This is a genomic window from Mesorhizobium sp. M0047, from assembly GCF_040323315.1.
Taxonomy (GTDB): domain Bacteria; phylum Pseudomonadota; class Alphaproteobacteria; order Rhizobiales; family Rhizobiaceae; genus Mesorhizobium.
Genome location: NZ_JAMYUW010000029.1, coordinates 1 through 26060, shown reverse-complemented (window position 1 = coordinate 26060; position 26060 = coordinate 1). Strand labels below are relative to the sequence as shown.

The following is a 26060-nucleotide window of genomic DNA, read 5'->3' as shown; positions in this document are numbered from 1 at the left end:
TCACAGCAACGGGATATCGCCCTTTGCCCAGCCTTCTGCGATCTCTGCCGAGCGCGCTTCGAACGCGCCGGCCCCAATCGAGGTGCGAATGTCCTGCATCAGCTTCTGATAGTAGGAAAGATTATTCCATGTCAGAAGCATCGCCCCAAGCGCCTCCTGCGAGCGCACCAGATGGTGCAGATAGGCACGCGAATAGTCCCGGGCGGCAGGGCAATCGCTCTCCTCGTCCAATGGACGCGGGTCGTCGGCATGGCGGGCATTGCGCAAATTGACCTTGCCGCGCCTTGTATAGGCAAGGCCATGGCGGCCGGCCCGTGTCGGCATCACGCAATCGAACATGTCGATACCTCGCGCCACGGATTTCAGGATATCGTCAGGCGTGCCGACGCCCATCAAATAGCGCGGCTTGTCATCAGGCAGTTCCGGACAGGTGATGTCGAGCATCTCGAGCATCACCGCTTGCGGTTCGCCGACGGCAAGGCCGCCGACAGCGTAGCCCTTCAGTCCCATCGCGCTCAGCGACTGCGCCGATCGCACCCTGAGTGCCGCATTGTCGCCACCTTGCACGATGCCGAACATCGCCTTGCCCGGCTGGTCGCCGAACGCCGTCTTGCAGCGCTCGGCCCAGCGCAGCGACAGCTCCATGGCGCGCTCGATCTCCTTCATCTGGGCCGGCAGAGCCGTGCATTCGTCGAGCTGCATCTGGATATCCGAATCGAGCAGCCCCTGGATCTCGATCGAACGCTCCGGCGACATCTCATAGGCGGCGCCATCGATATGCGAGCGGAAGGTGACGCCCCTTTCGGTCAATTTTCTCAGCTTCGACAGCGACATCACCTGGAAACCGCCGCTGTCAGTCAGGATCGGATGAGGCCAGCGCGCGAACTCGTGCAAGCCGCCGAGCCGCGCCACACGCTCGGCGCCGGGCCGCAGCATCAGATGATAGGTGTTGCCCAGGATGATGTCGGCACCGACACCGCGCACCTGGTCCATATACATGGTTTTGACAGTGCCGCCGGTGCCGACCGGCATGAACGCCGGCGTGCGGATTTCACCGCGCGGCATGTCGATCACGCCGCGCCGTGCTCTGCCGTCAGTCGCCAGAACCTTGAAGCTGAACGGCTTAGCCATTGAATTCCTTGTCATGGACCGGTGCGCCGGGTGCCTGCCTGTCGAGAGACTGCCGGTAGTGGATGCAGCCGCGCATGAATTTGGGCCAGGGCGGCACGGCGATCGCCGGTTCGATCCTCTCCGGCAACAGCGACCATAAATCGGGGTGATGCCAGCACAGATCATGCCCTGTTGCATCGCGGTGGGCACGAATGCCGGCGCGCAGTTTTTTCACTTCCGCAATCAGGGCGTCGCGGTCCAGGTTCTTGAGGTCATCGTCCATCGCTCGTCTCCGCTCGATAAAGCAGGCTTGAGTCGCCATAGGAATAGAACCTGTAACGGTTCTCGATGGCATGCTCATAGGCCGCACGCATCGTATCAAGTCCGCTGAAGGCCGAAACCAGCATGAACAGCGTCGAGCGCGGCAGATGGAAATTGGTCATCAGCAAGTCGGCAGTGCGAAAGCGATAGCCGGGCGTGATGAAGATGTCGGTTGGGCCGGACCAGGCAGCCATGGCACCGTTCTCACGCATAGCACTCTCCAGCAGGCGCAGCGAGGTTGTGCCTACGGCGACGATGCGTCCGCCCCTCGCCTTCGCTGCGTTCAACGCGTCGGCGGTTTCTGCGCTGACTGAACCCGTCTCGGCATGCATCTTGTGGTCGGCGGTATCGTCCGCCTTCACCGGCAGGAACGTACCGGCGCCGACATGCAAGGTGACGAAGCGGCGTTCGATGCCCTTGGCGTCAAGCGCTGCAAAAAGCTCCGGCGTGAAATGCAGGCCCGCTGTCGGTGCCGCGACGGCACCTTCCTCGCGGGCATAGATGGTCTGGTAGTCGGCCCGGTCGCGTTCGTCGTCATCGCGCTTCGAGGCAATATAGGGCGGCAGCGGAATGTGGCCGACCGCGTGCAGCGCCTCATCGAGGAAAGGCCCTGACAGATCGAAGCCAAGCAGCGCCTCGCCGCCCTCGCCTTTCTCGATCACCGTAGCGTCAAGCTGGCCGAGAAAACAGGAATTGCCGTCATGGCCGAAATGAATGCGGTCACCGGCAGCAATGCGCTTGCCCGGCCGCATGAAGGCCAGCCAGCGGTCGGGTGCCATGCGCATGTGCAGCGTGGCCTCTACCTGTGCCGCCGCCTCGCCGCGCCGCCTGATGCCTTTGAGCTGCGCCGGAATGACCTTGGTATCGTTGAACACCAGCACGTCGCCGGCCCTGAGCAAGGATGGCAGGTCACTAACCGTGCGGTCGTCGAGCCCCTCGCCTGGCTTCACGACCAGCATCTTGGCGCTGTCGCGCGGCTCTGCCGGACGAAGCGCGATGCGCTCCTCCGGCAAATCGAAATCAAAGAGGTCGACGCGCATCAATAGAGCCGGACGAGCAGCGCTCCGGCCAGCAGCAGCACCGCGCCGGCAACGCGGCCGAGCGAGATTTCACGCACCGCGACGCCGAGGAAGCCGACGCGGTCGATGAGCATGCCGGCCAGCAACTGGCCGGCCACCAGAAACGCCATCAGCGCGGCGGCGCCGATGCGCGGTGTCAGGATCGTCGACAGCGTCACATAGAAGCCGCCGAGCATTCCGCCTGCGACGAACAGCCAGGGCGCCGGCGCTTTCCATTCGAGCGAGATGCCTTGCAGCTTCACCACCGCGAGGGAGATGACGCCAAGCACGATCGCGCCCGATAGAAACGAAAACGCCGCCGCCGCGACCGGAAGCCCGAGATCGCGCGCCAGTTGCGAATTGATTGGCGCCTGAATGGCAATGAAGGCGCCGGACAGGATGCCGAGAAGCGACCATACGACGCCCATCATTATCGATTACCCTTACTTGACGTCGGCCGCGACCTTCAGCGACACGATCTTGTCGGGATCCTGCACCGGCTCGCCGCGCTTGATTTTGTCGACATTGTCCATGCCTTCGATGACCTGGCCCCAGACCGTGTACTGGCGGTTGAGGAAGGCGGCATCGTCGAAGCAGATGAAGAACTGCGAATTGGCCGAGTTCGGATTCTGCGAACGGGCCATCGAGCAGGTGCCGCGGCCATGGTTGGCGTTTGAGAATTCGGCCTTCAGGTCCGGCTTCTCCGAGCCACCGATGCCCGCGCGGGATGGAGCAAATGTCGGTTTGGTCGAATTGCCGAACTTGACGTCGCCGGTCTGCGCCATGAAGCCCTCGATGACGCGGTGGAAGACCACCCCATCATAAGCGCCTTCGCGGGCCAGTTCCTTGATGCGGGCGACATGGCCGGGCGCCAGGTCGGGGAAAAGTTCGATGACCACATTGCCCTTGGTCGTTTCCATGATGAGCGCGTTCTCGCGATCTTTGATTTCGGCCATGTCAGATATCCTTTTGAAAAAACACAATTATTTGTCGGCAGCGATGCGCACTTTGATCATCCGGTCAGGATCGGTGACCGTGCCATTGTCCGCTTCGTCGCCCTTCTTGATGTTGTCCACCAGCTCCATGCCGCTGACGACATTGCCGACGATGGTGTACTGGCCATCAAGTGGCGGCGCCGGTGCGAACATGATGAAGAACTGCGAATTGGCGGAGTTGGGGTCCTGCGAGCGGGCCATGCCGACCACGCCGCGTTTGAAGCGTTCGGTCTGCGAGAATTCAGCCGGCAGATCGGCCAGATCGGAACCGCCGGTGCCGACGGCCTCGGCGCTGAAACCCTTCTTCATGTTGCCGAACTTGACGTCGCCGGTCTGCGCCATGAAACCATCGATGACGCGGTGGAAGGCGACATTGTCATAGGCGCCCTGGCGCACCAGCGTCTTGATTTGGGCAACGTTCTTGGGTGCGAGGTCGGGCCGAAGAGCAACGGTCACATCGCCGTCCTTCAGCGTGATGATCATGGTGTTTTCCGGGTCGGCGGCGAAAGCCGAGACCGATGCGGTCACGAGGCCGGCAAACACGACGAGGAACGAGGCGAGCTTCTTCAGCTGCATGGTTTTCTCCGAGAAACTTATTTTGCGAATTTGGCGGTGAGCGCACCGGCAACCGCCGCCGGCACGAAGGGGCGAATGTCGCCTCCCATCGAGGCAATCTGGCGGACAAGTGTGGCGGTAATGGTGCGCACGGAGGGGCTGGCGGGCAGAAAAACCGTCTGCAGTTGAGGCGCCATGGTCTCGTTCATGCCGGCCATCTGCATCTCGTAGTCGAGATCGGTACCGTCGCGCAGGCCGCGGATCATGATCGACGCGCCCTGCTTCCTGGCAGCGTCGATGACCAGACCGTCGAAGGCGACGACCTTGATGCGGGTGCTGTCGCGGCCGAATTCCGCTTTCGTCGCCGTCTCGATAAGCTTCACCCGTTCCTCGAATGAAAACAGCGGCTGCTTGCCCGGATGAATGCCGATCGCCGCATAAACGACATCGGCCACGGCCAGCGACGCCTTCAGCACGTCGAGATGGCCATTGGTCAGCGGGTCGAAAGAGCCGGCATAGAGGGCGATGCGTTCAGTCATGGCTGGTGCTTCTAGCGAGCCTCTCTCGCAAAGGCAAATCCGATTGGCGCGCCGGCCGTGAACCTTTTCCGGCACATGGACGACAGATGAACACGCTGATCACGGAGCCTTCACGCAGCGTTCACTAGGTTGCGCCTTAATAAGATGAAACCAAACTCCCACCTATCCGTTGTAAGGCGCAGGAGACACGCACATGCTGATCTACATGCTCGCCATCGCAATGACCGTCGCCATGCTGATCGCCACCCTACTTGGGCTGCATCATGAGGCACAACGCGTCCGCGTCAAGGCTAACACCAAACGCTTCGAAGGCTTCGGCCCCCGCAAGCCGTATCGTCACCACTAAGTCGGTCCAGACTTGCTGCCACGCCGGCCGATGGGCCGGCGTTGCTATGTCAAAATCGAACTCTGGATGCCGTGCTTACTCCGCACCTTCGGGACCGGCATCAGGCGCAGGAGGAGTGGCCTCGGTACCGACTTCAACGATCTCTTCCTCGTCCGATTGCGGCTCAGAGATCCGCTCGACCGAAACCACCCTTTCACCCTCGGCCGTATTGAAGATGGTCACCCCCTTGGTGGCGCGGCTGGCGAAACGGATGCCGTTGACCGGCACCCGGATGACGGTGCCGCCGTCCGATACCAGCATGATCTGATCGTCATTGCCGACCGGGAAGGTCGCGACCAGCCGGCCGATCTCGGCTACCTTGGAAACATCGGTGGCGCGAATGCCCTTGCCGCCGCGTCCGGTCAGCCGGAAATCGTAGGACGAAGAGCGCTTGCCGTAGCCATATTCCGTCACCGTCAGCACGTACTTCTCATGTGCCTTGAGGAATTCGTAGCGCTCGTCGGAAAGCTCCGTCTCCTCGCCGACCTCTTCGTTGGTCAGCGCGATCTCTTCCTCTTCGCCAGCAGCGATGCCGGCGGCAAGCCGCCGTTCGGCCGCCGCCCGCTTCAGATAGGCGGCGCGCTCGGCCGGCGGCGCATCGACGTTCTCGATCACCGCCATGGAAATCACCCTGTCGGTTTTGGCCATCGCGATACCACGCACGCCGACCGAATTGCGGCTCTGGAAGACGCGCACGTCGCCGACCGAGAAGCGGATGCACTGGCCGGAACTGGCGGTCAAAAGCACGTCGTCATTGTCGGTGCAGGTCTCGACGCCGAGGATTTCGTCGCCCTCCTCCTCCAGCTTCATGGCGATCTTGCCGTTGCGGTTGACCTGGACGAAGTCGGAAAGCTTGTTGCGGCGCACGGTGCCGCGCGTGGTGGCGAACATCACGTCGAGCTCGCCCCAGCTGGTCTCGTCCTCGGGCAGCGGCATGATGGTGGTGATGCGTTCCCCCTGCTCCAGGGGCAGCATGTTGATCAGCGCCTTGCCGCGCGACTGCGGGTTGCCGATCGGCAGCCGCCAGACTTTTTCCTTGTAGACGATGCCGCGCGAGGAGAAGAACAGCACTGGCGTATGCGTGTTGGCGACGAACAGCCGGGTGACGAAATCCTCTTCCTTGGTCGACATGCCGGAGCGGCCCTTGCCGCCGCGGCGTTGAGCCCGGTAGAGCGACAGCGGCACGCGCTTGATGTAGCCGGAATGGCTCACCGTCACGACCATGTCCTCGCGCTGGATCAGGTCCTCGTCTTCCATGTCCGAACCGCCTTCGGAGAGTTCGGTGCGGCGCGGCGTGCCGAACTCGTCGCGCACGGCGGCAAGCTCGTCCTTGACGATCTGCTGGACACGCGCTCGGGAAGACAAAATGTCCAGATAATCAATGATTTCGGCGCCGATCGTGTTCAACTCGTCGGCGATTTCGTCGCGGCCGAGCGCCGTCAGACGCTGCAGGCGCAGTTCGAGGATGGCGCGCGCCTGCTCCTCGGACAGGTTGTAGGTGCCGTCTTCGTTGATGCGATGGCGCGGATCGTCGATCAGGAGGATCAGCGATTCGACGTCGCCGGACGGCCAGCGCCGTTCCATCAACTGCTCGCGCGCCGTCTGCGGATCCGGCGCGGTGCGGATCAGCTTGATGACCTCGTCGATGTTGGCGACGGCGATGGCGAGACCGACCAGCACATGGGCGCGGTCGCGCGCCTTGCGCAGCAGGAATTTCGTCCGCCTTGTGATCACCTCCTCGCGGAAGGCGACGAACGCCTTCAGCATATCGGTCAGGTTCATCACTTCCGGCTTGCCGCCGTTCAGCGCCACCATATTGGCGCCGAAGGAGGTCTGCAGCGGCGTGAAGCGATAGAGCTGGTTGAGGATGACGTCGGCAACGGCGTCGCGCTTCAGCTCGATGACGACCCGGTAGCCCTGGCGGTCGCTCTCGTCGCGAATGTCGGAAATGCCTTCGATGCGCTTGTCGCGCACCAGTTCCGCCATCTTCTCGATCATCGACGACTTGTTCACCTGGTAGGGAACTTCGGTGATGATGATCGACTCGCGGTCATTGCCGCGCTGTTCGATGTTGACCTTGCCGCGCATGACGATGGAGCCGCGGCCGGTCGCATAGGCGCTGTAGATGCCGGAACGGCCAAGCACGATGCCGCCGGTCGGGAAATCCGGTCCCGGAATGATCTCCATCAGCGCCGGCAGATCGATCGCCGGATTGTCGATGATGGCAATCGCTCCGTTGCAGACCTCGCCGAGGTTGTGCGGCGGGATGTTGGTTGCCATGCCGACGGCTATGCCGCCCGAGCCGTTGACAAGAAGATTGGGAAACCGTGCAGGCAGAACCTTCGGTTCGCTGCCCGACGCATCGTAGGTGTCCTGGAAATCGACGGTGTCCTTGTCGATATCCTCCAAAAGCTCGTGCGCGACCTTGGTCAGCCGCGCTTCCGTGTAGCGCATCGCCGCCGGCGGATCGCCGTCGATGGAGCCGAAATTGCCCTGTCCGTCGATCAGCGGCACGCGCAACGACCAGTCCTGCGCCATGCGCACCAAGGCGTCATAGATGGAAGCGTCGCCATGCGGATGGTATTTACCCATCACGTCGGCGACAGGACGCGCCGACTTCACATATTTGCGGTTCCAGTGGTAGCCGCTCTCATGGGCGGCGAAGAGAATGCGGCGATGCACCGGCTTCAGGCCGTCGCGCACGTCGGGCAGCGCACGGCTGACGATCACGCTCATGGCGTAATCGAGATAGGAGCGCTGCATCTCCTCGACGATGGATATCGGCTCGATGCCGGTTGGGCCGCCGTCGGCGCCGCGCGGTGTCTTCTGGTCGGTCAAATCGGATCACAATCTAATCAGGAATCACTCGGTGCTTATATAGGAAGCAAGGCCGAAACTCCAACATGTCAGGCACTTTTCCAGTGTCATTTTTGGTGGTAATTTCAAAAGGATACCACTGATTGCGACGATATGGCCAAGGCGGTTTCTCCACCACCGAGGCAAAAGCCCGCAATCGACCGTTTTCCCTGCGCGAAAGCCCCGAGCGCAATGAATTGGACCCGTGGCTGCCTTTGCGAGCACTGAGCGGGTGGGCGCGGATTTCACGAGACCGGAGCGACCCGCATGTCGCGAAATGCACCACGGCAGGCGCGATAGTGACCCGGCGTTTCGCCCATGACACGCCGAAACCGCCGGTTGAACGTCGACAGATCGTTGAAGCCGGCCTCGAAGGCGATCGCAGAGACCGCATCATCCGACATGCGCAGCCGCACCGCAGCTCTGTGCAGCCGGGTCTTGAGCAGGAACTGATAGGGCGTCATGCCCGCGACCTGCCGGAAGACACGCAGGAAATGATAGGGGCTGGTCGCCGTCTCGTCGGCAAGCGCTGAAAGCGAGACCGGGCTGTCGGCATCGAGTTCGATCCGCCGCACCGCCTCGGCAACCCGTTTCTGATCGCGGCGGCTTGGCGTGCGCCTGACAGGCGTCGGGCCGCAGACTTTTGCCACGGCGGCACCGGCAATGCGCAGCCCGAGTTCCTCGAAGGCGTCGGTGTCGGCCATCTCGCGAGCGGTTTCCGCCTCGGCGAGCAAGGACGCCAAGACCGGCAAAGGTGGCAGGCGGGGCGCCTCGAAGGCCAGCTTCCGGGCGCCCGGCACGCCGGCCGCGATCCGTTCCATATAGACCGGTCCGAAATGGAACGAGAGGCAACGATCGCCGCTGCCGTGCTCGTGCCCGCATTCGTAGCACGTGCCGGGATTGCCGAGCAGGAACGCGCCGGGCGCCAGCATCGCCGTGCCTTGTTGGGCGCGATAGCGGAACGTGCCGCTGGTGACCGCGGCGACACAGAAATCCCGATGTGCTTCCTCGAACGGCCTATCACCAGCGCTGGCCGTGCAAATCACATCCGATACCTGCCAGCCAGGTCCGGATGCGAGTGAGCGTGTGGTCGCTGTCATGACCGAAATATAGCAATTTTTCCCAAGCCTAGAACCCCGTCACCGCCTACTCCTCCGGTCTCCTGACAAGAAGAGACCGGAGCCATGTTCGACCAATCCTCGTTTGCCGAAGCCTTGCACAGTCCCGGACCAGCAGAAGGGCTTGCCGAAAAACTGAACCTTTACGGCCGCTTCGTCGGCGCCTGGATGTTCGATGCCTCGCGCCATCTTGATGACGGCACGGTGCTGACCGGGCGCGGCGAGGTGCACTTCGGCTGGGTACTGGAAGACCGCGCGATTCAGGATGTCTGGATCCTGCCCGCACGTGACGCCGGTCCCTCGCCGTCGCTCGGCAAATGGACGTTCTATGGCACGACGTTGCGCCTGCACGACCCGACTGCCGACGCCTGGCACATTTTCTGGAGCGACCCGCGCAACCAGTATTATAGCCGCCAGCTCGGCCGCGCCGAGGGCGATACGATCGTGCAAGTGGGCGCCGATGGCACCGGATCCTCTGTGCGCTGGAGCTTTTCGCGGATCACCGAAGACAGCTTCCGCTGGCTTGGCGAGCGCTCGCACGACAATGGCGCGACATGGCGGCTGGAAGTCGAGTTCCGGGCGCACAGAATGGAATGAAAGCGTCGCGATCGTTCACGCCCCCTCTGTCCCGCCGGCATCGAAGTTCTTGATACGCGAACGACCTTTTCGCTGACGGTTCCCACCGACCGGGCTTTGCTCTACCACTATCATGGTGCGGGCACGGCCCGGCGGGAGGGTCAGAAATGCCGAATTTCGACAGTCTGTTCAACGCCTTCGTGACCATTCTCGTGACCATCGATCCGCCTGGGCTGGCACCGCTGTTCCTCGCCGTGACACGCGGCATGAACCGCGAGGAGCGCCAGCAGGTTTCCGTCCGCGCCTCGATCATCGGCTTCCTGGTGATGGCGCTGTTTGCGGTTGCCGGCGCCTCCATCCTGTCGGTGTTCGGCATCACGCTGCCGGCCTTCCGGGTCGCCGGCGGTTTTCTGCTGTTCTTCATCGCTTTCGAAATGGTGTTCGAGCGACGGCAGGACCGCAAAGAGAAGATCGGCGACGTTGCCATCACCAAGGACATGATCCACAACATCGCCGCCTTCCCGCTGGCGATCCCGTTGATCGCCGGCCCGGGCGCGATTTCAGCAACCGTGCTGCTCTCCGGTTCCTTTCAGGGATTTGCCGCGCAGGCTGCGCTGGTCGGCATAATCTTCGTCTGCCTCGCCATCACCTACCTTGTGTTCGTGCTGTCGGAGCGCATCGACCGCATCCTCGGCCAGACCGGGCGTTCGATCCTCACCCGCCTGCTTGGCGTCATCCTGGCGGCACTTGCCGTCCAGTTCGTCGCCGACGGCATCAAGGCGTTGATGGCAGGCTGAGCCGCGTCCCTACTGCCTACTGCCAACTGCCTACTGCCTACTGCCTACTCACGCCCGTATCGATCACTTCGAAGTCGTGTGTGATCGTAGCGGTCTTGGCCAGCATAGCGGAGGCAGAGCAGTATTTCTCGATCGAAAGATCGATCGCCCGCTTGACCTTGTCGCTGGAAAGAGCCCGACCCTTGACCACGAAATGCATATGGATGCGGGTGAAAACCCTGGGCTCGGTTTCGGCTCGGTGGGCGTCTAGTTCGACGATGCAATCCTCGACCGCTTCGCGGCCTTTCTCGAGAATATGGACGACATCATAGGCCGAACAGCCGCCGGTCCCGATCAGCACCAGTTCCATCGGGCTCGGGCCCGGCGTCCTGCCTTCCGGCCCGGGCGCGGTTCCTAGTACGACCTTGTGGCCGCTACCGGACTCGCCGACGAAGGTGCGCTCCTCGACCCATTTTACGCGTGCTTTCACCTGACATTTCCTTCCACTCGAGTTCATCCGCCTCAAGAATTAAATCGGATCACGGGCCGGCTCGCGCGACGCCAAAGACGACGTCGTGCATGACCCTGCCCGGCAACAGGGTGAAGATGCCGGCGCCAATCAACGCGAAGACGTAAAGCGAAATCATGACCTTGCGATGCTTGGCGACGCGCTGATTATGGGCGTGCCACACGGCCAGCGGCACGGTGACCAGCACCAGGATCGACAGGAAATGGATAGGACCGAAAGGGCCGATGAGGCGGATCTGATGAATCCAGAAACTCGAGACCGCGATGACCAGCATCAGCGCGGCCCAGACATAGCCCGCGATGCGGTGGCGCGGGGTTCCCTTCGGCAGCATCAGCTGCGTGGCCCCTATCGCCAATGCGGCGAAGGCTGCAAAGGCATGCCAGGGTATAGGAGATGGCGCGGCAAGCAGCGGGTCCAGCGACATTGCCCTCTCCGTTGGTTGCTTTCTTTACGATCGATTTGTCGTCAGAACGGGATTTCGTCATCCAGTTCGCGCGACGAACCGCCACCGCCGCCGCTCTTGGCACCGCCGCCACCGCGATTGAAGCCTTCGCTCGGGCTGGACTGGCCGAAATCGGAACCACGGCTGCTGCCACCACCGGCATAGCCGCCGACCTGTCCGCCCTCACCCTGCCCGCGTGCGTCGAGCATCTGCAGCTCACCACGGAACTTCTGTAGCACGACTTCCGTCGTGTACTTGTCGGCGCCGGTCTGGTCCTGCCATTTGCGCGTCTGCAGCTGGCCCTCGACGTAAACCTTCATGCCCTTCTTCAGATACTGCTCCGCCACCTTGGCGATGCCCTCATTGAAGATGACGACGTTGTGCCACTCGGTTTTTTCCTTGCGCTCGCCGGAATTCTTGTCGCGCCAGCTTTCCGACGTCGCGATGCGGATGTTGACGACCGGTTCGCCCGAGTTCAGCCGGCGGATTTCAGGATCCGCACCGAGATTGCCGACCAGAATGACCTTGTTGACGCTACCCGCCATGATATTTCTCCGCTCATCCGAACCAATTTTTGTCGCAGCACCTTACAGGCTGCCGACGTCAGCCGCCTGCTAAGGCTGCCTTTTCCCACAAGGTTTTTGTTCTCTTTTCGTTCTATTGTATGTACGACGTTCTGTCAATGTTTGTCAGCAAGACGTAGTGTCCCGGTCCGAGATTTTCCATGAAATCGGGAATGGATCGGGACGACCAAATGAAGTTCGTGGCCCATGAGGACCAGCAGCGCGAGCAATGGCGAGCAGGTGTGGAAACGCGTATGCATGTGTCAGCCAGCAACGGTGCATCGCAACTTTGCATATTCGAACAATGGGTCGAACCCACGGTCGGTGCCCCAACGCATTGGCATCCCGTAGAGGAAGTGCTGACCGTCATCGCCGGCAGGGCCGAGATGTGGATCGACGATGAGCACCGCGTCCTGACACCGGGCCAGTCTCTGGTCGTTCCCGCAAACAGGAAACATGGGTTCAAGAACGTCGGCACCGGAACGCTTCATATTCACGCCGTGCTCGCATCGCCGATCTTCGAGGCGACGTTTGATGGACCTGTTGGGGCAGTGAGGCGCTGGCTTCCGGCAGTCTCGTGAAAACAGCGCTTGCCAAATCAATAAGTGTAGACTTATGCTTTGGCCATGATCGAAGCAGAGATTTTCCGGGCCCTGGCCGACCCGACGCGCCGAGCCGTCTTTGAGCGGCTCGCCTCTGGCGAAATGACGGTATCGGAATTGCGCACCGGCATGACGGTGTCGCAACCGGCGGTATCGCAGCATCTGGCGGTGCTGCGCGGCGCCGGCCTGGTGGTCGAGCGCCGCGCCGGCCGCAACGCCTATTACCGCGCCGACCCGCAAGGGCTCGCCCCCTTGCTCTCCTGGATCGAACGCTACCGGACCTTCTGGCCGGAACGCATCGAAAGACTGAAGGCGGTTTTGAAGGACATGGACCAATGAAAAACGTTCGATCGATGAAGGCCGATAGCCATCGCGAGATCTCTCCCGATGCGATCGAATTCGAGTATGACCTTGCCGAGCCGCCGGAAAAGGTATGGCGGGCTCTGACCGTGCCGGAGTTGCTCGCCGCCTGGATGATGCCGAACGACATCAGGCCGCAGACCGGCAATCGTTTTGCCTTCGCCGGGCCGGACGCAGCGATCGAATGCGAAATTCTCGACGCCGAGCCGGAGAAGCTGCTGCGCTATTCCTGGCGGGAGCAGCCAGGCGACGCCGCGCGACAGGATAGCCTCGACAGCGCATTGGACAGCATTGTCACCTTCACACTTGCCCCTACAGTTTCCGGCGGCACCCATCTGCGCATTGTCCATGACGGCTTCGCCCGCAAGGCAATGCCCGCGGTCGCCATGGCGGGCGCCAACTGCCGGCTTTCACTCGACGCAACCGATTCACGCAAGCCAATCGCCGCAAACACGCCTCGCCTCTTGTTGCGTGCAGCCTGAACAGGACAATGGAGAGAAGATCATGAGCGGTGTTGCCAGTCTGGTGCCGATGGTCATCGAGCAATCGAGCCGCGGCGAACGCGCCTTCGACATCTTTTCGCGGCTGTTGCGCGAACGCATTGTCTTCATCAATGGCGAGATCAACGACGACATCTCTGCGCTGGTCTGCGCACAGTTGCTGTCGCTGGAATCGGACAATCCCGACAAGGAGATCTCGCTCTATATCAACTCGCCGGGCGGCGTGGTGACCAGCGGCTTCGCCATCTACGACACGATGCAATACATCAGTTGCCCGGTCTCGACCGTGTGCATGGGCTTTGCCGCCTCGATGGCCTCGTTCCTGCTGATGGCAGGAACGGCCGGGCGTCGTATCTCACTGCCGAACGCCACCATCCTGCTGCATCAGCCGCTTGGCGGCTTCCAGGGTCAGGCCTCCGACATCCAGCGCCATGCCGAGCGCATCGTCCAGACGAAACGGCACATGGCCGAACTCTATGCGCAGCATTGCGGCCGCACCTATGAAGAGGTCGAACGCACGCTGGACCGCGACCACTTCATGACCGCCCGCGAGGCCCGGGCCTGGGGCATCGTCGACCATGTCTTCGACACGCGAAAAAAGGCGGCATAAAAGTGGGCCGGATCGCATTCCCGCCGGCGCTCAAGTTGTCGCCCAAAGTGGCCCGGTTTTGGGAGAATGACATGCATAAAGACAAAGGGCTAAAACGCGTCGCCTGAATCCGTTCTCGAAACACGACACGCTTTGGAAGATTGACGATGTCGGTCTGGTCCCGTCGACGGCATGCCACTATCATCCTGGGATGATCGACACTCATCCGCCCAGAACATTGCACCGTGTGATCGCCATTGTAGCGCTCGCGTGTCTCTCGAGCGGGTCGGCGTTCGCAGACGATAGTTCGGCGCAGGCGCAAAAAAGGGCCCTGCCCGGCGTGGCCGGCGATTATCGCATCGCCAAACCGGCTCCCGAGCCCGAACCCGACGACGCATTTCCCGGCAACGGCAACGGCCAGTTCAAGATCGGTGACACGGATGTCAGGATTTCAGGCAGCATCACCGTCGATGTCGGAGCCGGCTCAATCCGGCAGCCGCGCCACTGATAGTGGTGTCGGCGTGCTGCGCTGCCATATCGCCAACAAGACAATCCGCACATAAATGGCCCCGCCGTGCTTTGCGCAAACGGACGGGGCCTTTTTGGATCTCAAATCCAACTTCTACCGGGGGCGTACTGCCGGCATTTGATTTCGGATGCAACGCGGCGTCAGCCGACGATCCGACTGCAGTCTCTGATTTTTACGGAGTATGGCAGGTCACGGTTTGTCGGGTGGCGAAAACGCTAGACCCTGGCACTTATGCCTGCCGCGGCTCCAGTAACAACTGGAACCCTGGGGGACGATCCGGTGGCGTCATAGCTCCGCTCCTTTGTCCATTCCAACGTTGTCGTCTCGAAGCACAAATCGCTAATGCCTGCGGCGTCTCGCAGGCCGCCTCCGGGCGGCGAGACCATCGAAAGACGGCCGGCTTCGTTGACTGCCGGAGTCTGCCCCCGTGTGTCGGGGACGTCAACCGGCAATAGACAGATACCGAAAAATGTGATCGCCCGGAGATTACGCACAGGTCAGTTTTTGCACAGCTTTGTCAGGAGCGTGTTCGGTCTTTGTTCTTTCCGCTTGCCCGTTTACGCGAAAGACGGTTAAACGCTTTTGTTGGGAATTGTGGCGTCTCTCGACGCGGCGGCAAAACTACCTACATAGGGGATGGCTGGGAAACTCGCCATTCCAGGAAATTCCAGATTCTGAGGCGGCGACCGGCGATGGCCGACCATAAATATCTTTCCATTCGCGGGGCGCGCGAACACAATCTGAAGAATGTCGATCTCGACCTGCCGCGTGACAGCCTGATTGTCATGACCGGCCTGTCGGGTTCCGGCAAATCCTCGCTTGCTTTCGACACCATCTATGCCGAAGGGCAGCGCCGCTATGTCGAGAGCCTGTCGGCCTATGCCCGGCAATTCCTCGAAATGATGCAGAAGCCGGACGTCGACCAGATCGACGGCCTGTCGCCTGCCATCTCGATCGAGCAGAAGACCACCTCGAAGAACCCGCGTTCGACGGTCGGTACCGTCACCGAGATCTACGACTACATGCGCCTGTTGTTTGCGCGCGTCGGCATCCCCTATTCGCCGGCCACCGGCCTGCCGATCGAGAGCCAGACGGTTTCGCAGATGGTCGACCGCGTGCTGGCGGTCGAGGAAGGCACCCGTCTGTTCATCCTTGCGCCGATGGTGCGCGGCCGCAAGGGCGAGTACCGCAAGGAACTGCTGGAGTTGCAGAAAAAGGGCTTTCAACGCGTGAAGGTCGACGGCGTCTTCTATGAAATCGCCGACGTGCCGGCGCTGGACAAGAAGTACAAGCATGACCTCGACGTCGTCGTCGACCGCATCGTCGTGCGCGGCGATCTGGCGACACGGCTTGCCGACTCCATCGAAACCGCTTTGAAGCTGGCCGATGGGTTGGCGGTCGCCGAATTCGCCGACAAGCCGCTCGACGCCAGCCAGACCGGCGAGGATTCGGTCAACAAGTCGAAGAACGAGACGCATGAGCGCATCCTGTTCTCGGAAAAATTTGCTTGTCCGGTGTCCGGCTTCACCATTCCGGAAATCGAACCGCGCCTGTTCTCGTTCAACAATCCGTTCGGCGCCTGCCCGACCTGCGACGGTCTCGGTAGCCAGCGCGCCATCGACGGCAATTTGATAGTGCCGGACGAAAACATCTCGCTGCGCGACGGCGCCGTCAGCCCATGGGCGAAGTCGACCTCGCCCTATTACGCGCAGACGCTGGAAGCGCTTGGCAAGGCCTATGGCTTCAAGCTCGGCGACAAGTTCAAGGACCTGACCGAAGAGGCAAAGGAAGCCATCCTGCGCGGCACCGGCGAGCGCGAGATCACCTTCCAGTACGACGACGGTCTGCGCTCCTACAAGACCACGAAAACTTTCGAAGGCGTCATTCCCAATCTCGAGCGGCGCTGGAAAGAGACCGAATCCGCCTGGATGCGCGAGGAGATCGAGCGCTTCATGTCGGCCACACCTTGCCCGGCTTGCAAAGGTTATCGGCTGAAGCCCGAGTCGCTGGCGGTGAAGATCGCCGGCAAGCACATCGGCGAAGTCACCGAGCTTTCCATCCGCAAGGCCGACCGGTGGTTCACCGACCTGCCCGCCTCGCTGAACGACAAGCAGAACGAGATCGCGGTGCGTGTGCTCAAGGAAATCCGCGAGCGGCTACGTTTCCTCAACGATGTCGGGCTCGACTATCTGACCCTGTCGCGCAATTCCGGCACGCTGTCGGGCGGCGAGAGCCAGCGCATCCGGCTGGCGTCGCAGATCGGCTCCGGCCTCACCGGCGTGCTTTACGTGCTGGACGAGCCGTCGATCGGCCTGCATCAGCGCGACAATGCCCGCCTGCTCGACACGCTCAAGCACCTGCGCGATATCGGCAACACGGTGATCGTCGTCGAGCATGACGAGGACGCCATCCTGCATGCCGACTACGTCGTCGATATGGGCCCGGCCGCCGGCATCCATGGCGGCGAGATCATCGCCCAGGGCACGCCGCAGCAAGTCATGGCCAACCCCAATTCGATCACCGGCAAATATCTGTCGGGCGCGCTCGAAGTGGCGACGCCTGACGTGCGCCGCGAAGCGAAGAAGAACCGGCGCCTCAAGATCGTCGGCGCTCGCGGCAACAATCTGAAGAATGTCACCGCGGAAATCCCGCTCGGCACGTTCACCGCCGTCACCGGCGTCTCGGGCGGCGGCAAGTCGACCTTCCTGATCGAGACGCTGTTCAAGGCCGCCTCGCGCCGCATCATGGGCTCGCGCGAACACCCGGCCGATCATGACCGCATCGAGGGCCTGGAATTTCTCGACAAGGTCATCGACATCGACCAGTCGCCCATTGGCAGAACCCCGCGCAGCAATCCGGCCACCTACACCGGCGCCTTCACACCGATCCGCGACTGGTTCGCCGGCCTTCCAGAAGCCAAGGCGCGCGGCTATCAGCCGGGACGCTTCTCGTTCAACGTCAAGGGCGGGCGCTGCGAAGCCTGCCAGGGCGACGGCGTCATCAAGATCGAGATGCACTTCCTGCCCGACGTCTACGTCACCTGCGACGTCTGCCACGGCAAGCGCTACAACAGAGAGACGCTCGATGTGCTGTTCAAGGGCAAGTCGATCGCCGACGTGCTCGACATGACCGTCGAGGAAGGCGTCGATTTCTTCGCCGCGGTGCCGGGCGTGCGCGACAAGCTCGATACGCTGAAGCAGGTCGGCCTCGGCTATATCCATATCGGCCAGCAGGCAACGACGCTGTCCGGCGGCGAGGCGCAGCGCATCAAGCTCGCCAAGGAACTGTCGCGCAAGGCAACCGGCAAGACGCTCTACATCCTGGACGAGCCGACCACCGGCCTGCACTTCCACGACGTCGCCAAACTGTTGGAAGTGCTGCACGAGCTGGTCGACCAAGGCAACACGGTGGTCGTCATCGAGCACAATCTCGAAGTGATCAAGACCGCGGACTGGGTGCTCGACCTCGGCCCCGAAGGTGGCGATGGCGGCGGCGAACTGGTCGCCTCCGGCACGCCGGAAGCAATCGTGCGCGAGAAGCGCAGCTACACCGGTCAGTTCCTCAAGGAGCTGCTGGAGCGACGCCCCGGAGGCAAGCGCGAAGCCGCGGAGTGATGATCGGACCGGCGGCACGTGGGGGAGCTTTTGAATGACAATCAGAAGAGCGCTGGCCGGTGATCTCCAAACTGTCGTGTCGCTGACCGAAGCCGCCTATGCTCCCTACACCGCATTGTTCGGCGCGCCGCCGATCCCGGTCACCGAGGACTACGCTCCGCGCATCGAGCGCGGTGAGGTCTGGCTGCTGGAGAGCGGCGGCGAGCTTGCCGGAGTGCTCACGCTGGAGCGGCATGACGATCACGCGATGATCTTTTCCGTCGCCGTGGCCCCGGCCTTCCAAGGCAAGGGCCTCGGCGTCGCCCTGCTCAAACACGCCGACGAACAGACGCGCCTCTGGGGCTTGCCCGAGGTGCGGCTCTACACCAACGCCAGGATGGAGCGGAACATCGCGCTCTATCTGGCCTATGGTTTCCATGAAACGGGTCGCAGGCCCAATCCCTACCGGCCAGGCTGGGTGCTCGTCGACATGGCAAAGCCAGTCGATGAAGCGGCCTGATTTTTCTTCACTGGCCAGATTTCTTCACTGGGAGGATGACAATGAGCACATCGGGAACAATCCGCGCCGGCATGGGCGGCTGGACCTTCGAGCCCTGGGATACGTCCTTTTATCCCGACAAGCTTTCCAAGGCCAAGCAGCTGAACTACGCCAGCCGGCAGGTGCCGACCATCGAGGTCAATGGCACCTACTATTCCAGCTTCAAGGAACCGACCTTCGTCAAATGGGCCAGCGAAGCGCCGGACGGTTTCGTCTACGCGCTGAAGGGCAATCGCTTCGTCACCAACCGCCGCATGCTCGGCGAGGCCGGCGAATCGATAATGCGCTTCCTCGGCTCAGGCGTGACCGCGCTCGGTGAAAAGCTTGGGCCGATCCTGTGGCAGTTCGCGCCGACCAAGAAATTCGATCCGGATGACTTCGAAGCCTTCCTGAAACTGCTGCCGGAAAAACAGGACGGCGTTGCGCTGCGCCACGCGCTTGAAGTACGCAACGATAGCTTTATCGTGCCGGAATTCGTGGCGCTGGCGCGCAGACACAAGGCGGCGATCGTCTATGCCGATCATGCCAAGTATCCCGACATCGCCGACGTTACAGCCGATTTCGTCTATGCACGGCTGCAGACCGGCAGCGACGACAATCCCGATTGCTACACGTCGAAGGGTCTCGATGAATGGGCCGCGCGTGCAAAGACCTGGGCGGAGGGCAAGCAGCCGGCCGACCTGCGGCGTGCCGATCCCGGTACCGATGCACCAGTCCAGCCGCGCGACGTGTTCGTCTACTTCATCACCGAGGGCAAGGTGCGCGCGCCGTTCGGCGCCATGGCATTGATGAAGCGAGTGAATTAGAGCGGCGAACCTCCATCAGGCGCCTTAGATTGTTGTTGGAACCTGCCCGGCGCATTGATCGTTTTATCCTGGCAGATGGCGACGTTTGCGACATCGCGAACGCTGAGCCAACGATCCCGCAAGTTCCTGCATCGGAAGCAGGGACTTGAAAAAGGGCAACGACAAATGGCTATCATCCTCCTCGGAGCATTGCTTACTGTCGCTGGCGTTGTGTACATGGCAGGCGCCGTCCTTTGGCGCGGGAGGCTTAGCGATCCTGCGCCTGTCGTTCCGGATCGCCCGATGCCACACCTCGCAACACCAGGACCGACGCTCGAGCCACGCCGGCGGGGGCTCAGTTTCCTCGGCCTGTCGCAGAATTGGCCAGGCCTGTTGATGATGGGCATTGGCCTGGCGCTGCTGTTGTTGTCGGCGCTCTTCTGATACTCTGCGGAATCTCGACATCTTCACTGATATCGTAACCTTATCGATACTTCCTTGCTGCATGAATCCAGTTGGGCGCAGAGTTGCTCCAGCGCGGGCAAGGAAGAGGGCATGTCACTCGACTACAACTCACTGCTGCTCGCTGTCGGCTTTTCCGCCGCCTGCCTCAGCCTGACGTTGTTCGGCATCTGGCTTACAGCGCGTTCGGAGAAATTCTTGCTGACCTGGGCGGCCAGCGTGCTGCTGGTTGTCGGCGACGTCTTCACCTACAAAGCCTATATCGACAAGCCCGGACCGATGCTCGGCGTCGCCTCATTTACGCTGCTGCTGCTCGGCTTCTCGACCATGCTCGGCGCCGCCCACCAGTTCACCACGGGCCGCTCTCCGCTGCCGCGCATCGCGCTCGGCGCCAACATCTCGCTGGCCCTAGCCCTGCCGCCGATGGTGCTCGGCTATGACGGACTGGGGTTCATGCTGGAGAATTTTTTTGCCGCGCTGCTGCTCTTCGCCACCGCTCTCGAATACTGGAAGGGCCGTGCCGAATCCCCTGCCCCGATCATCGGGGTCGCGGCGCTCTATTCGATCACCGCCGTATCCTTCGTGCTGTGCGCCATGGTTCTGGCATCGGACGGCAAGCTTGTGCTCGGCCATGCGCCGAGCAACTGGGCCGAGGACCTCAGCCTGGTCATCGTCATCGCCTGCATGACCGGTATCGGCTCCCTTTCGCTGGCACTCAACCAGGGGCGCCTGGCACAGTATCACCGCCGCAACGCGCTGACCGATCCGCTGACCGGCCTTCTCAATCGCCGAGCCCTTTTCGACATGCACGGCGATGCGCCCGTCGGCGCCTTCACGGCCGTGGTGGTGTTCGACCTCGACGGCTTCAAGGCCATCAACGACGAATTCGGCCATGCCGCCGGCGATGAAGTGCTGAGGGTGTTCGCCAGGGATCTCGCCGGCAATCTTCGCCCGGCCGATGTCGCTGCGCGCATGGGCGGCGAGGAATTCGCGCTGGTGCTGAAGCGGACCTTGCCCGAAACGGTGGAAGCCACCGCCGAATCCATCCGGGCAGCTTTCGCCGCGCGTCGCATCGAAACCGAGACAGGCTCGCTGATTTGCACGGTCAGTGCCGGATTTGCTTTCGGCACCAAAGAGGGCCTCAGCTTCGACAAGGTGCTCAGCGCCGCCGACAAGGCGCTCTACGCCGCCAAGCGCGGCGGCCGCAACCGCGTCACCGCCTCGGCATTACGGCGCGTGGGTTAGACCACGCGCATCTATGCCATGGCGACGGCCCGGAGAGATTGCGGCTCTTATGCCGCCATGACGATTTCATTGAAAGCGTCCAGGTCGACATAGAAGACCTTGGTGATCTCCTCGATCAGGTCGTCATGGCCGTAGCCTTGGGACTTCAAGATGTTGATGGCGGTGATGATATCGACGCGCTCGGTAAGCCGCCGCTTCTGGTAGTCCTCGACATAACGTTCCATGGCTGTCCCTTGGCCTGTGTGCCCAAACGCGTTTGAACGACAGAGATCGCAGGAGAGAAGCTAGGAAGCCTTGCTTGCGTGAAACTTGCCCGGTGCTAGCCACGCCCTCGATCTGCGATGAACCAGACTGATACGGAAGCGGCCGACTCACAAAAGCCCCGGAAAAGACTAGCACGCAGCTTGTGGCGCACCAGTGACGCAGATGGCTGGATCGGAGAAATATTGGACTTGCCAAGGACTTCGGATCGTCAACTGAAGTCCAGCGACGATTCTACACCGTCAGGAACTTGCGTACATCAGCACGGTCTAAATCTTCCGCCGGGCCGGTATGGACGATCAGGCCACGGTCCATGATGTTGACCTCGTCGGCGAGTTCGCGGCAGAAATCGAGATATTGTTCGACCAAAAGCACGGCGATGCCGGCCTGGTCGCGCAGATAGCGGATGGCACGGCCGATATCCTTGATGATCGACGGCTGTATGCCTTCGGTCGGCTCATCGAGCACCAGCAGTTTCGGCCGCATCACCAGCGCCCTGCCGATGGCGAGTTGCTGCTGCTGGCCGCCGGAAAGGTCGCCGCCACGCCGGCCGAGCATCTGCTTGAGCACCGGGAACAATTCGAAGACATGCGCGGGAATGTTGCGGTCGGCCCGCTTCAGGGGCGCGAAGCCCGATTCGAGATTTTCCCGCACGGTGAGCAGCGGAAAGATCTCCCTGCCCTGCGGCACGAATGCGATGCCCGACCGGGCGCGGTCATACGCCGCGCTCCGGTCGAGCGCCTTCCCCTCGAAGGCAACGCTTCCGCTCGTCAGCCGGTGGTGGCCGACGATCGATCTCATCAAACTGGTCTTGCCGACGCCGTTGCGGCCGAGCACGCAGGTGATCTTGCCCGCGCCCGCCTTCAGCGACACGCCGCGCAGCGCCTGGGCGGCGCCGTAGTGCAACGTGGCATTGGAAACTTCGAGCATGTCAGCGCCTTCTCCAGAACCTGAGAAACGACAGATCGAAGCGATGGAATTGAACCCGCCAGACCATGCTCATCTCCCCAGATAGACTTCGACGACTCGCTCGTCGGCCGACACGAAATCGAGTGTGCCTTCCGACAGCACCGAGCCCTCGTGCAGGCAGGTGACCTTGACGCCGAGTTCGCGCACGAAATGCATGTCGTGCTCGACGACAATGACCGAATGATCGCGCGCAATATCCTTGAGCAGGCGCGCGGTTTCCTCGGTCTCTGCATCGGTCATGCCGGCGACCGGTTCGTCGACCAGAAGCAGCTTCGGATCCTGCGCCAGCAGCATGCCGATCTCGAGCCACTGCTTCTGTCCATGGCTGAGATTGGCTGCCAGGTCGTTCCGCTTGTCGCCAAGCCGGATGATGCCGAGGATGTCGTCGATCTGCCTCGTCTCTCGGGCCGAGCGGCGATGGAACAGCGCCGGGAAGATCGAGCGCGGACCCTTCAGCGCCAGCATAAGGTTTTCCTCGATCGTGTGGCTTTCGAAGACAGTCGGCTTCTGGAATTTGCGACCGATGCCCATCATGGCGATCTCGGCCTCGTCATGCTTGGTGAGATCCACCTCTCCGTCGAAGAACACCTCGCCCTCGTCGGGCCGCGTCTTGCCGGTGACGATGTCCATCATCGTCGTCTTGCCGGCCCCGTTGGGGCCGATGATGGCCCGCATATCGCCCTTGTCGAGCACCAGCGACAGGTTGTTGATGGCACGGAAACCGTCGAAGGAAACCGAGACGCCGTCGAGATAGAGGATCGTGTTCGACTTTGACATGATCGCTCACTCCGCCGGCTGCGGCTCGGGGCTGGTCGCGGACCAGTCACCGGGCTTTCTCGCTTCGCTACGAACAATCTTTGCCGGCAGTGGGACGTCGGCATCGGTGCCGGCTTCCTCGGCAATCGAGGCTGCCCGCAGCGCCTTGGCATTGCCACGCCAGGAATCCCACATGCCGACGATGCCCTTGGGCAGCAAAAGCGTGACGGCGACGAATAGCCCGCCCAAGGCAAACAGCCAGAACTCCGGCAGCACGCCGGTGAACCAGGATTTTCCGGCATTGACCAGCAAAGCCCCGATGATCGGTCCGACAATGGTGCCGCGCCCGCCGACAGCGGCCCAAACGACGACCTCGATCGAATTGGCCGGCTCGAATTCCCCCGGATTGATGATGCCGACCTGCGGCACGTAGAGCGCACCCGCAATGCCGGCCATGACAGCCGACACGGTGAAGGCGAACAGCTTAACGTTCTCCGCCCGCCAGCCGAGGAAGCGCGTGCGGCTCTCGGCGTCGCGCACCGCCATCAAGAGCTTGCCGTATTTGGAGCCGACGATCGTCCAGGTGACGAAAACGGCGAGTGCGAGCGTCACCGCGCTGGCCGCGAATAGCGCCGAACGCGTCGCGTCGGCTTGCACGTTGAAGCCCAGAATATCCTTGAAATCGGTCAGCCCGTTGTTGCCGCCGAAACCCATGTCGTTGCGGAAGAACGCGAGCAGCAGCGCATAGGTCATCGCCTGGGTGATAATGGAGAGATAGACGCCGGTGACACGGCTGCGGAAGGCAAACCAGCCGAAGACGAAGGCGAGCAGGCCCGGCACCGCCAGCACCATGAGGCCGGCGAACCAGAAATGATCGAACCCAGTCCAGAACCACGGCAATTCCTTGTAGTTCAGGAACACCATGAAATCGGGCAGGATCGGGTTGCCATAGACGCCGCGCGAGCCGATCTGGCGCATCAGATACATGCCCATCGCGTAGCCGCCGAGCGCGAAGAAGGCGCCGTGACCGAGCGAAAGGATGCCGCAATAGCCCCAGACAAGGTCGAGCGCCAAGGCGAGCAGCGCGTAGCAGAGATATTTGCCGGTCAGCGCCACGATATAGGACGGGATGTAGAACGCGCTCGTCGGCGAGACCGCCAGATTAAGCAGCGGCACGATGACAGCCACCGCCAGCAGGATGAGAATCGTGATGGCAATGCGGCGATCCGCGCCGGCGGCGAAGAAGCGTCCTGAGATCATGCCTCCACCGCCCTGCCCTTGAGCGCGAACAGGCCGCGCGGGCGCTTCTGGATGAACAGGATGATGAGGACCAGCACGACGATCTTGCCGAGCACGGCGCCGGCATAGGGCTCAAGGAATTTGTTGACGATGCCGAGCGAGAACGCGCCGACCAGCGTGCCCCACAGATTGCCGACGCCGCCGAAGACGACGACCATGAAGCTGTCAATGATGTAGCCACGGCCAAGATTGGGCGAGACATTGTCGATCTGGCTGAGCGCCACACCGGCGATGCCGGCAATGCCTGACCCCAAGGCAAAAGTCAGCGCGTCGACCCACGGTGTCCTGATGCCCATCGAGGCGGCCATGCGCCGGTTGGCGGTGACCGCGCGCATCTGCAGGCCCCAGGGCGTGCGCTTCATGACATAGAGCAGTACCGCGAAAACGGTGAGCGCGAAAACCAGGATCCACAGGCGGTTCCAGGTGATCGCAAGCTGGCCGAGATTGACCGAGCCCGACATCCAGGAGGGGTTACCGACCTCCTGGTTTGTCGGCCCGAAGATCGAGCGTACCGCCTGCTGCAGGATCAGCGAGACGCCCCAAGTCGCCAGCAGTGTCTCCAACGGCCGCCCATAAAGGAAACGGATGATGCCGCGCTCGATGATCAGACCAACCAGAGCCGAGACGAGGAAGGCGAGCGGCAGTGCAATGACCAGCGACCAGTCGAACAGGTCCGGAAAAGACGTACGGATCAACTGCTGGACGACGAAGGTCGTGTAGGCGCCCAGCATGACCATCTCGCCATGCGCCATGTTGATGACGCCCATGACGCCAAAGGTGATGGCAAGCCCGATTGCCGCCAGCAGCAGCACCGAGCCAAGCGAAATGCCGTACCAGATGTTCTGGCCCGCATCCCAGAAGGCCAGTGTCGAGTTGATGGTGGCGATCGCGGCTGTCGCCGCTTGCTTGACCGCATCCGGGGAATTCGCCTCGACCGAAGTCAGCAATGAAACCGCATCACGGTCGCCCCGTGCACCGATGAGTGCAATTGCGGCGAGCTTGTCCGCGTCTGGCCGGTCGGAGACCAGGACGGAGGCCGCACGAGCCTGTTCGAGCAGAGCCTTGACGTTGGCCACGGTCTCACTGGCGATCGCGGTGTCGAGCGGCTCGATGTTTGCGGCATCGGGTGTCTTGAACATGGTGTCGGCGGCGGCAATGCGGACAGTCGGATCCTTGGCGCCAAGCGTCAGCGTGCCCAGCGCATCGCGGATGACGCGGCGCAGCGTATTGTTGACCTTGATCTTGGTGATTTCGTCCTTGGCCGCTTCGCCCGACGCTTCGCCGCTCAGCGGATCGAAAAGCTGGACGCTCTCGCCTGCTTCCTTGCCGGCAAACACCAGGGCATCGGCCTTGCGGACATAAAGATTGCCGTCGGCGAGTGCCGCAAGCGGCCGCTCCACCGCCGGGTCGCCGGTGCCTGCCAATTCGTGGACGACGGCTCCTGTCTCCGAAAAGCCCTTGGCCGTCGCGAATTTGGCGATGATGCCGCGCAGATCGGCCTCGCCTGCGCCCGATGACGACAGCATCGCCAGCAGGAACAACAGCGTCAGGCCCGCGCGGATCAAGGTCATCGGCTTCTGTTAGCCCCTTGGAGGTTTGAATTGGGCGTGCGGGCGGCGGGGGGAGCCGGACCGGCGCGCCCGGGGGGGAAAAATAAACCCCGGGGAAGGACAAAAAGGGCCCGCCCGGGGGGGGGAGATTGATTATTTTTAGCCCCCCATTAAGGTG

Annotated in this window: 30 protein-coding genes; 13 read left to right on the top strand and 17 right to left on the bottom strand. The window is 62.1% G+C overall.

The genetic code is table 11. The features are described from left to right. The 7 genes from tgt to coaD are packed head-to-tail and all read right to left on the bottom strand — an operon-like array spanning position 1 to position 4578. Positions 1-1131, bottom strand: a complete 1131-nt coding sequence (gene tgt / locus NKJ89_RS24060) for a tRNA guanosine(34) transglycosylase Tgt (RefSeq protein WP_352606158.1) — start codon at positions 1129-1131, stop codon at positions 1-3. Next, a complete protein-coding gene (locus NKJ89_RS24055; protein ID WP_352606156.1) occupies positions 1124-1393 on the bottom strand; it encodes a hypothetical protein in 270 nt (89 codons plus the stop codon). The genes tgt and NKJ89_RS24055 overlap by 8 nt, the downstream gene beginning before the upstream one ends. Then, positions 1383-2471: a tRNA preQ1(34) S-adenosylmethionine ribosyltransferase-isomerase QueA gene (gene queA / locus NKJ89_RS24050; protein ID WP_352606154.1), complete on the bottom strand. Its 1089-nt coding sequence runs from the start codon at positions 2469-2471 to the stop codon at positions 1383-1385. The genes NKJ89_RS24055 and queA overlap by 11 nt, the downstream gene beginning before the upstream one ends. Further along, on the bottom strand, positions 2471-2920 hold the full coding sequence (locus NKJ89_RS24045; RefSeq protein ID WP_023759315.1) for a DMT family transporter: 450 nt from the start codon (positions 2918-2920) through the stop codon (positions 2471-2473). The genes queA and NKJ89_RS24045 overlap by 1 nt, the downstream gene beginning before the upstream one ends. 12 nt (positions 2921-2932) lie before the next feature. Next, positions 2933-3445 (bottom strand): peptidylprolyl isomerase, encoded by a 513-nt coding sequence (locus NKJ89_RS24040; protein ID WP_352606152.1) that lies wholly within the window; start codon positions 3443-3445, stop codon positions 2933-2935. A 27-nt stretch (positions 3446-3472) separates the two neighbouring features. Then, the gene (locus tag NKJ89_RS24035) at positions 3473-4060 is read right to left on the bottom strand and encodes a peptidylprolyl isomerase (protein ID WP_352606150.1); all 588 of its coding nucleotides are present in this window, start codon (positions 4058-4060) and stop codon (positions 3473-3475) included. A 17-nt stretch (positions 4061-4077) separates the two neighbouring features. Next, positions 4078-4578 (bottom strand): pantetheine-phosphate adenylyltransferase, encoded by a 501-nt coding sequence (gene coaD / locus NKJ89_RS24030; RefSeq protein WP_023759318.1) that lies wholly within the window; start codon positions 4576-4578, stop codon positions 4078-4080. A 193-nt stretch (positions 4579-4771) separates the two neighbouring features. Between coaD and NKJ89_RS24025 the strand changes: the two genes are divergently transcribed. After that, positions 4772-4924: a hypothetical protein gene (locus tag NKJ89_RS24025; protein ID WP_023759319.1), complete on the top strand. Its 153-nt coding sequence runs from the start codon at positions 4772-4774 to the stop codon at positions 4922-4924. A 75-nt stretch (positions 4925-4999) separates the two neighbouring features. Here the strand turns inward: NKJ89_RS24025 and gyrA are convergent, their stop codons facing one another. Together gyrA and NKJ89_RS24015 are read right to left on the bottom strand one after the other, a co-directional pair. Beyond that, positions 5000-7801 (bottom strand): DNA gyrase subunit A, encoded by a 2802-nt coding sequence (gene gyrA, locus NKJ89_RS24020; protein WP_352606148.1) that lies wholly within the window; start codon positions 7799-7801, stop codon positions 5000-5002. A 263-nt stretch (positions 7802-8064) separates the two neighbouring features. Further along, a complete protein-coding gene (locus NKJ89_RS24015) occupies positions 8065-8919 on the bottom strand; it encodes a helix-turn-helix transcriptional regulator (protein WP_352606146.1) in 855 nt (284 codons plus the stop codon). A gap of 84 nt (positions 8920-9003) precedes the next feature. On the opposite strand from NKJ89_RS24015, the gene NKJ89_RS24010 reads away from it, so the two are divergent. Beyond that, positions 9004-9534 (top strand): hypothetical protein, encoded by a 531-nt coding sequence (locus NKJ89_RS24010; protein ID WP_352606145.1) that lies wholly within the window; start codon positions 9004-9006, stop codon positions 9532-9534. A gap of 146 nt (positions 9535-9680) precedes the next feature. Next, on the top strand, positions 9681-10310 hold the full coding sequence (locus NKJ89_RS24005; protein WP_023759323.1) for a MarC family protein: 630 nt from the start codon (positions 9681-9683) through the stop codon (positions 10308-10310). A gap of 37 nt (positions 10311-10347) precedes the next feature. Here NKJ89_RS24005 and NKJ89_RS24000 read toward each other — a convergent pair whose 3' ends face one another. The 3 genes from NKJ89_RS24000 to NKJ89_RS23990 are packed head-to-tail and all read right to left on the bottom strand — an operon-like array spanning position 10348 to position 11805. Then, positions 10348-10779: an OsmC family protein gene (locus NKJ89_RS24000; RefSeq protein ID WP_352606143.1), complete on the bottom strand. Its 432-nt coding sequence runs from the start codon at positions 10777-10779 to the stop codon at positions 10348-10350. Positions 10780-10828: 49 nt separating this feature from the next. Continuing rightward, entirely contained in the window at positions 10829-11242 is a 414-nt protein-coding gene (locus NKJ89_RS23995) for a DUF2306 domain-containing protein (RefSeq protein WP_352606141.1), read from the bottom strand. A gap of 41 nt (positions 11243-11283) precedes the next feature. Further along, positions 11284-11805, bottom strand: a complete 522-nt coding sequence (locus NKJ89_RS23990) for a single-stranded DNA-binding protein (RefSeq protein WP_024503512.1) — start codon at positions 11803-11805, stop codon at positions 11284-11286. Between the two features lie 179 nt (positions 11806-11984). Here NKJ89_RS23990 and NKJ89_RS23985 point away from each other — a divergent pair, with 179 nt between their 5' ends. The 10 genes from NKJ89_RS23985 (at position 11985) to NKJ89_RS23940 (ending at position 21047) form a co-directional block, all read left to right on the top strand. Next, positions 11985-12404 (top strand): cupin domain-containing protein, encoded by a 420-nt coding sequence (locus NKJ89_RS23985; RefSeq protein WP_352606139.1) that lies wholly within the window; start codon positions 11985-11987, stop codon positions 12402-12404. A gap of 45 nt (positions 12405-12449) precedes the next feature. Then, complete coding sequence (locus NKJ89_RS23980) at positions 12450-12764, top strand: ArsR/SmtB family transcription factor (protein ID WP_023759327.1); 315 nt, start codon at positions 12450-12452, stop codon at positions 12762-12764. After that, a complete protein-coding gene (locus NKJ89_RS23975) occupies positions 12761-13267 on the top strand; it encodes an SRPBCC family protein (protein WP_352606137.1) in 507 nt (168 codons plus the stop codon). The genes NKJ89_RS23980 and NKJ89_RS23975 overlap by 4 nt, the downstream gene beginning before the upstream one ends. Before the next feature lie 22 nt (positions 13268-13289). Then, a complete protein-coding gene (locus NKJ89_RS23970; protein ID WP_023759329.1) occupies positions 13290-13895 on the top strand; it encodes an ATP-dependent Clp protease proteolytic subunit in 606 nt (201 codons plus the stop codon). Between the two features lie 190 nt (positions 13896-14085). Then, positions 14086-14382, top strand: coding sequence for a hypothetical protein (locus NKJ89_RS23965; protein WP_352606135.1), 297 nt, complete (start codon positions 14086-14088; stop codon positions 14380-14382). A gap of 713 nt (positions 14383-15095) precedes the next feature. Continuing rightward, the gene (gene uvrA / locus NKJ89_RS23960) at positions 15096-18017 is read left to right on the top strand and encodes an excinuclease ABC subunit UvrA (RefSeq protein WP_352606133.1); all 2922 of its coding nucleotides are present in this window, start codon (positions 15096-15098) and stop codon (positions 18015-18017) included. Positions 18018-18051: 34 nt separating this feature from the next. Then, the gene (locus NKJ89_RS23955; RefSeq protein WP_352606131.1) at positions 18052-18516 is read left to right on the top strand and encodes a GNAT family N-acetyltransferase; all 465 of its coding nucleotides are present in this window, start codon (positions 18052-18054) and stop codon (positions 18514-18516) included. 41 nt (positions 18517-18557) lie between these two features. Beyond that, the gene (locus NKJ89_RS23950; protein ID WP_352606129.1) at positions 18558-19361 is read left to right on the top strand and encodes a DUF72 domain-containing protein; all 804 of its coding nucleotides are present in this window, start codon (positions 18558-18560) and stop codon (positions 19359-19361) included. Positions 19362-19643: 282 nt separating this feature from the next. Further along, positions 19644-19784, top strand: coding sequence for a hypothetical protein (locus NKJ89_RS23945; RefSeq protein ID WP_245266605.1), 141 nt, complete (start codon positions 19644-19646; stop codon positions 19782-19784). A 111-nt stretch (positions 19785-19895) separates the two neighbouring features. Continuing rightward, positions 19896-21047 carry a GGDEF domain-containing protein gene (locus NKJ89_RS23940; RefSeq protein WP_352606127.1) on the top strand — a complete coding sequence of 384 codons (1152 nt, stop codon included), beginning with the start codon at positions 19896-19898 and terminating at the stop codon, positions 21045-21047. Positions 21048-21094: 47 nt separating this feature from the next. On the opposite strand, the gene NKJ89_RS23935 is transcribed toward NKJ89_RS23940, so the two are convergent. The 5 genes from NKJ89_RS23935 to urtB form a co-directional block, all read right to left on the bottom strand. After that, positions 21095-21271, bottom strand: coding sequence for a hypothetical protein (locus tag NKJ89_RS23935; RefSeq protein ID WP_023759335.1), 177 nt, complete (start codon positions 21269-21271; stop codon positions 21095-21097). A gap of 271 nt (positions 21272-21542) precedes the next feature. Beyond that, positions 21543-22238, bottom strand: a complete 696-nt coding sequence (gene urtE / locus NKJ89_RS23930; RefSeq protein WP_109669216.1) for an urea ABC transporter ATP-binding subunit UrtE — start codon at positions 22236-22238, stop codon at positions 21543-21545. Positions 22239-22307: 69 nt separating this feature from the next. After that, positions 22308-23054, bottom strand: coding sequence for an urea ABC transporter ATP-binding protein UrtD (gene urtD / locus NKJ89_RS23925; protein ID WP_352606125.1), 747 nt, complete (start codon positions 23052-23054; stop codon positions 22308-22310). 6 nt (positions 23055-23060) lie between these two features. Then, positions 23061-24293, bottom strand: a complete 1233-nt coding sequence (gene urtC / locus NKJ89_RS23920; protein WP_352606123.1) for an urea ABC transporter permease subunit UrtC — start codon at positions 24291-24293, stop codon at positions 23061-23063. Beyond that, the gene (urtB, locus tag NKJ89_RS23915) at positions 24290-25903 is read right to left on the bottom strand and encodes an urea ABC transporter permease subunit UrtB (RefSeq protein ID WP_352606121.1); all 1614 of its coding nucleotides are present in this window, start codon (positions 25901-25903) and stop codon (positions 24290-24292) included. The genes urtC and urtB overlap by 4 nt, the downstream gene beginning before the upstream one ends. Positions 25904-26060: the final 157 nt, after the last annotated feature.

What these genes read in the sequence shown, in the direction of transcription:
- tgt (WP_352606158.1), bottom strand. Translation starts at nt 1,131, where the DNA reads ATGGCTAAGCCGTTCAGCTTCAAGGTTCTGGCGACTGACGGCAGAGCA.
- NKJ89_RS24055 (WP_352606156.1), bottom strand. Translation starts at nt 1,393, where the DNA reads ATGGACGATGACCTCAAGAACCTGGACCGCGACGCCCTGATTGCGGAA.
- queA (WP_352606154.1), bottom strand. Translation starts at nt 2,471, where the DNA reads ATGCGCGTCGACCTCTTTGATTTCGATTTGCCGGAGGAGCGCATCGCG.
- NKJ89_RS24045 (WP_023759315.1), bottom strand. Translation starts at nt 2,920, where the DNA reads ATGATGGGCGTCGTATGGTCGCTTCTCGGCATCCTGTCCGGCGCCTTC.
- NKJ89_RS24040 (WP_352606152.1), bottom strand. Translation starts at nt 3,445, where the DNA reads ATGGCCGAAATCAAAGATCGCGAGAACGCGCTCATCATGGAAACGACC.
- NKJ89_RS24035 (WP_352606150.1), bottom strand. Translation starts at nt 4,060, where the DNA reads ATGCAGCTGAAGAAGCTCGCCTCGTTCCTCGTCGTGTTTGCCGGCCTC.
- coaD (WP_023759318.1), bottom strand. Translation starts at nt 4,578, where the DNA reads ATGACTGAACGCATCGCCCTCTATGCCGGCTCTTTCGACCCGCTGACC.
- NKJ89_RS24025 (WP_023759319.1), top strand. Translation starts at nt 4,772, where the DNA reads ATGCTGATCTACATGCTCGCCATCGCAATGACCGTCGCCATGCTGATC.
- NKJ89_RS24015 (WP_352606146.1), bottom strand. Translation starts at nt 8,919, where the DNA reads ATGACAGCGACCACACGCTCACTCGCATCCGGACCTGGCTGGCAGGTA.
- NKJ89_RS24010 (WP_352606145.1), top strand. Translation starts at nt 9,004, where the DNA reads ATGTTCGACCAATCCTCGTTTGCCGAAGCCTTGCACAGTCCCGGACCA.
- NKJ89_RS24005 (WP_023759323.1), top strand. Translation starts at nt 9,681, where the DNA reads ATGCCGAATTTCGACAGTCTGTTCAACGCCTTCGTGACCATTCTCGTG.
- NKJ89_RS23995 (WP_352606141.1), bottom strand. Translation starts at nt 11,242, where the DNA reads ATGTCGCTGGACCCGCTGCTTGCCGCGCCATCTCCTATACCCTGGCAT.
- NKJ89_RS23990 (WP_024503512.1), bottom strand. Translation starts at nt 11,805, where the DNA reads ATGGCGGGTAGCGTCAACAAGGTCATTCTGGTCGGCAATCTCGGTGCG.
- NKJ89_RS23985 (WP_352606139.1), top strand. Translation starts at nt 11,985, where the DNA reads ATGAAATCGGGAATGGATCGGGACGACCAAATGAAGTTCGTGGCCCAT.
- NKJ89_RS23980 (WP_023759327.1), top strand. Translation starts at nt 12,450, where the DNA reads ATGATCGAAGCAGAGATTTTCCGGGCCCTGGCCGACCCGACGCGCCGA.
- NKJ89_RS23975 (WP_352606137.1), top strand. Translation starts at nt 12,761, where the DNA reads ATGAAAAACGTTCGATCGATGAAGGCCGATAGCCATCGCGAGATCTCT.
- NKJ89_RS23970 (WP_023759329.1), top strand. Translation starts at nt 13,290, where the DNA reads ATGAGCGGTGTTGCCAGTCTGGTGCCGATGGTCATCGAGCAATCGAGC.
- NKJ89_RS23965 (WP_352606135.1), top strand. Translation starts at nt 14,086, where the DNA reads ATGATCGACACTCATCCGCCCAGAACATTGCACCGTGTGATCGCCATT.
- uvrA (WP_352606133.1), top strand. Translation starts at nt 15,096, where the DNA reads ATGGCCGACCATAAATATCTTTCCATTCGCGGGGCGCGCGAACACAAT.
- NKJ89_RS23955 (WP_352606131.1), top strand. Translation starts at nt 18,052, where the DNA reads ATGACAATCAGAAGAGCGCTGGCCGGTGATCTCCAAACTGTCGTGTCG.
- NKJ89_RS23950 (WP_352606129.1), top strand. Translation starts at nt 18,558, where the DNA reads ATGAGCACATCGGGAACAATCCGCGCCGGCATGGGCGGCTGGACCTTC.
- NKJ89_RS23945 (WP_245266605.1), top strand. Translation starts at nt 19,644, where the DNA reads ATGCCACACCTCGCAACACCAGGACCGACGCTCGAGCCACGCCGGCGG.
- NKJ89_RS23940 (WP_352606127.1), top strand. Translation starts at nt 19,896, where the DNA reads ATGTCACTCGACTACAACTCACTGCTGCTCGCTGTCGGCTTTTCCGCC.
- NKJ89_RS23935 (WP_023759335.1), bottom strand. Translation starts at nt 21,271, where the DNA reads ATGGAACGTTATGTCGAGGACTACCAGAAGCGGCGGCTTACCGAGCGC.
- urtE (WP_109669216.1), bottom strand. Translation starts at nt 22,238, where the DNA reads ATGCTCGAAGTTTCCAATGCCACGTTGCACTACGGCGCCGCCCAGGCG.
- urtD (WP_352606125.1), bottom strand. Translation starts at nt 23,054, where the DNA reads ATGTCAAAGTCGAACACGATCCTCTATCTCGACGGCGTCTCGGTTTCC.
- urtC (WP_352606123.1), bottom strand. Translation starts at nt 24,293, where the DNA reads ATGATCTCAGGACGCTTCTTCGCCGCCGGCGCGGATCGCCGCATTGCC.
- urtB (WP_352606121.1), bottom strand. Translation starts at nt 25,903, where the DNA reads ATGACCTTGATCCGCGCGGGCCTGACGCTGTTGTTCCTGCTGGCGATG.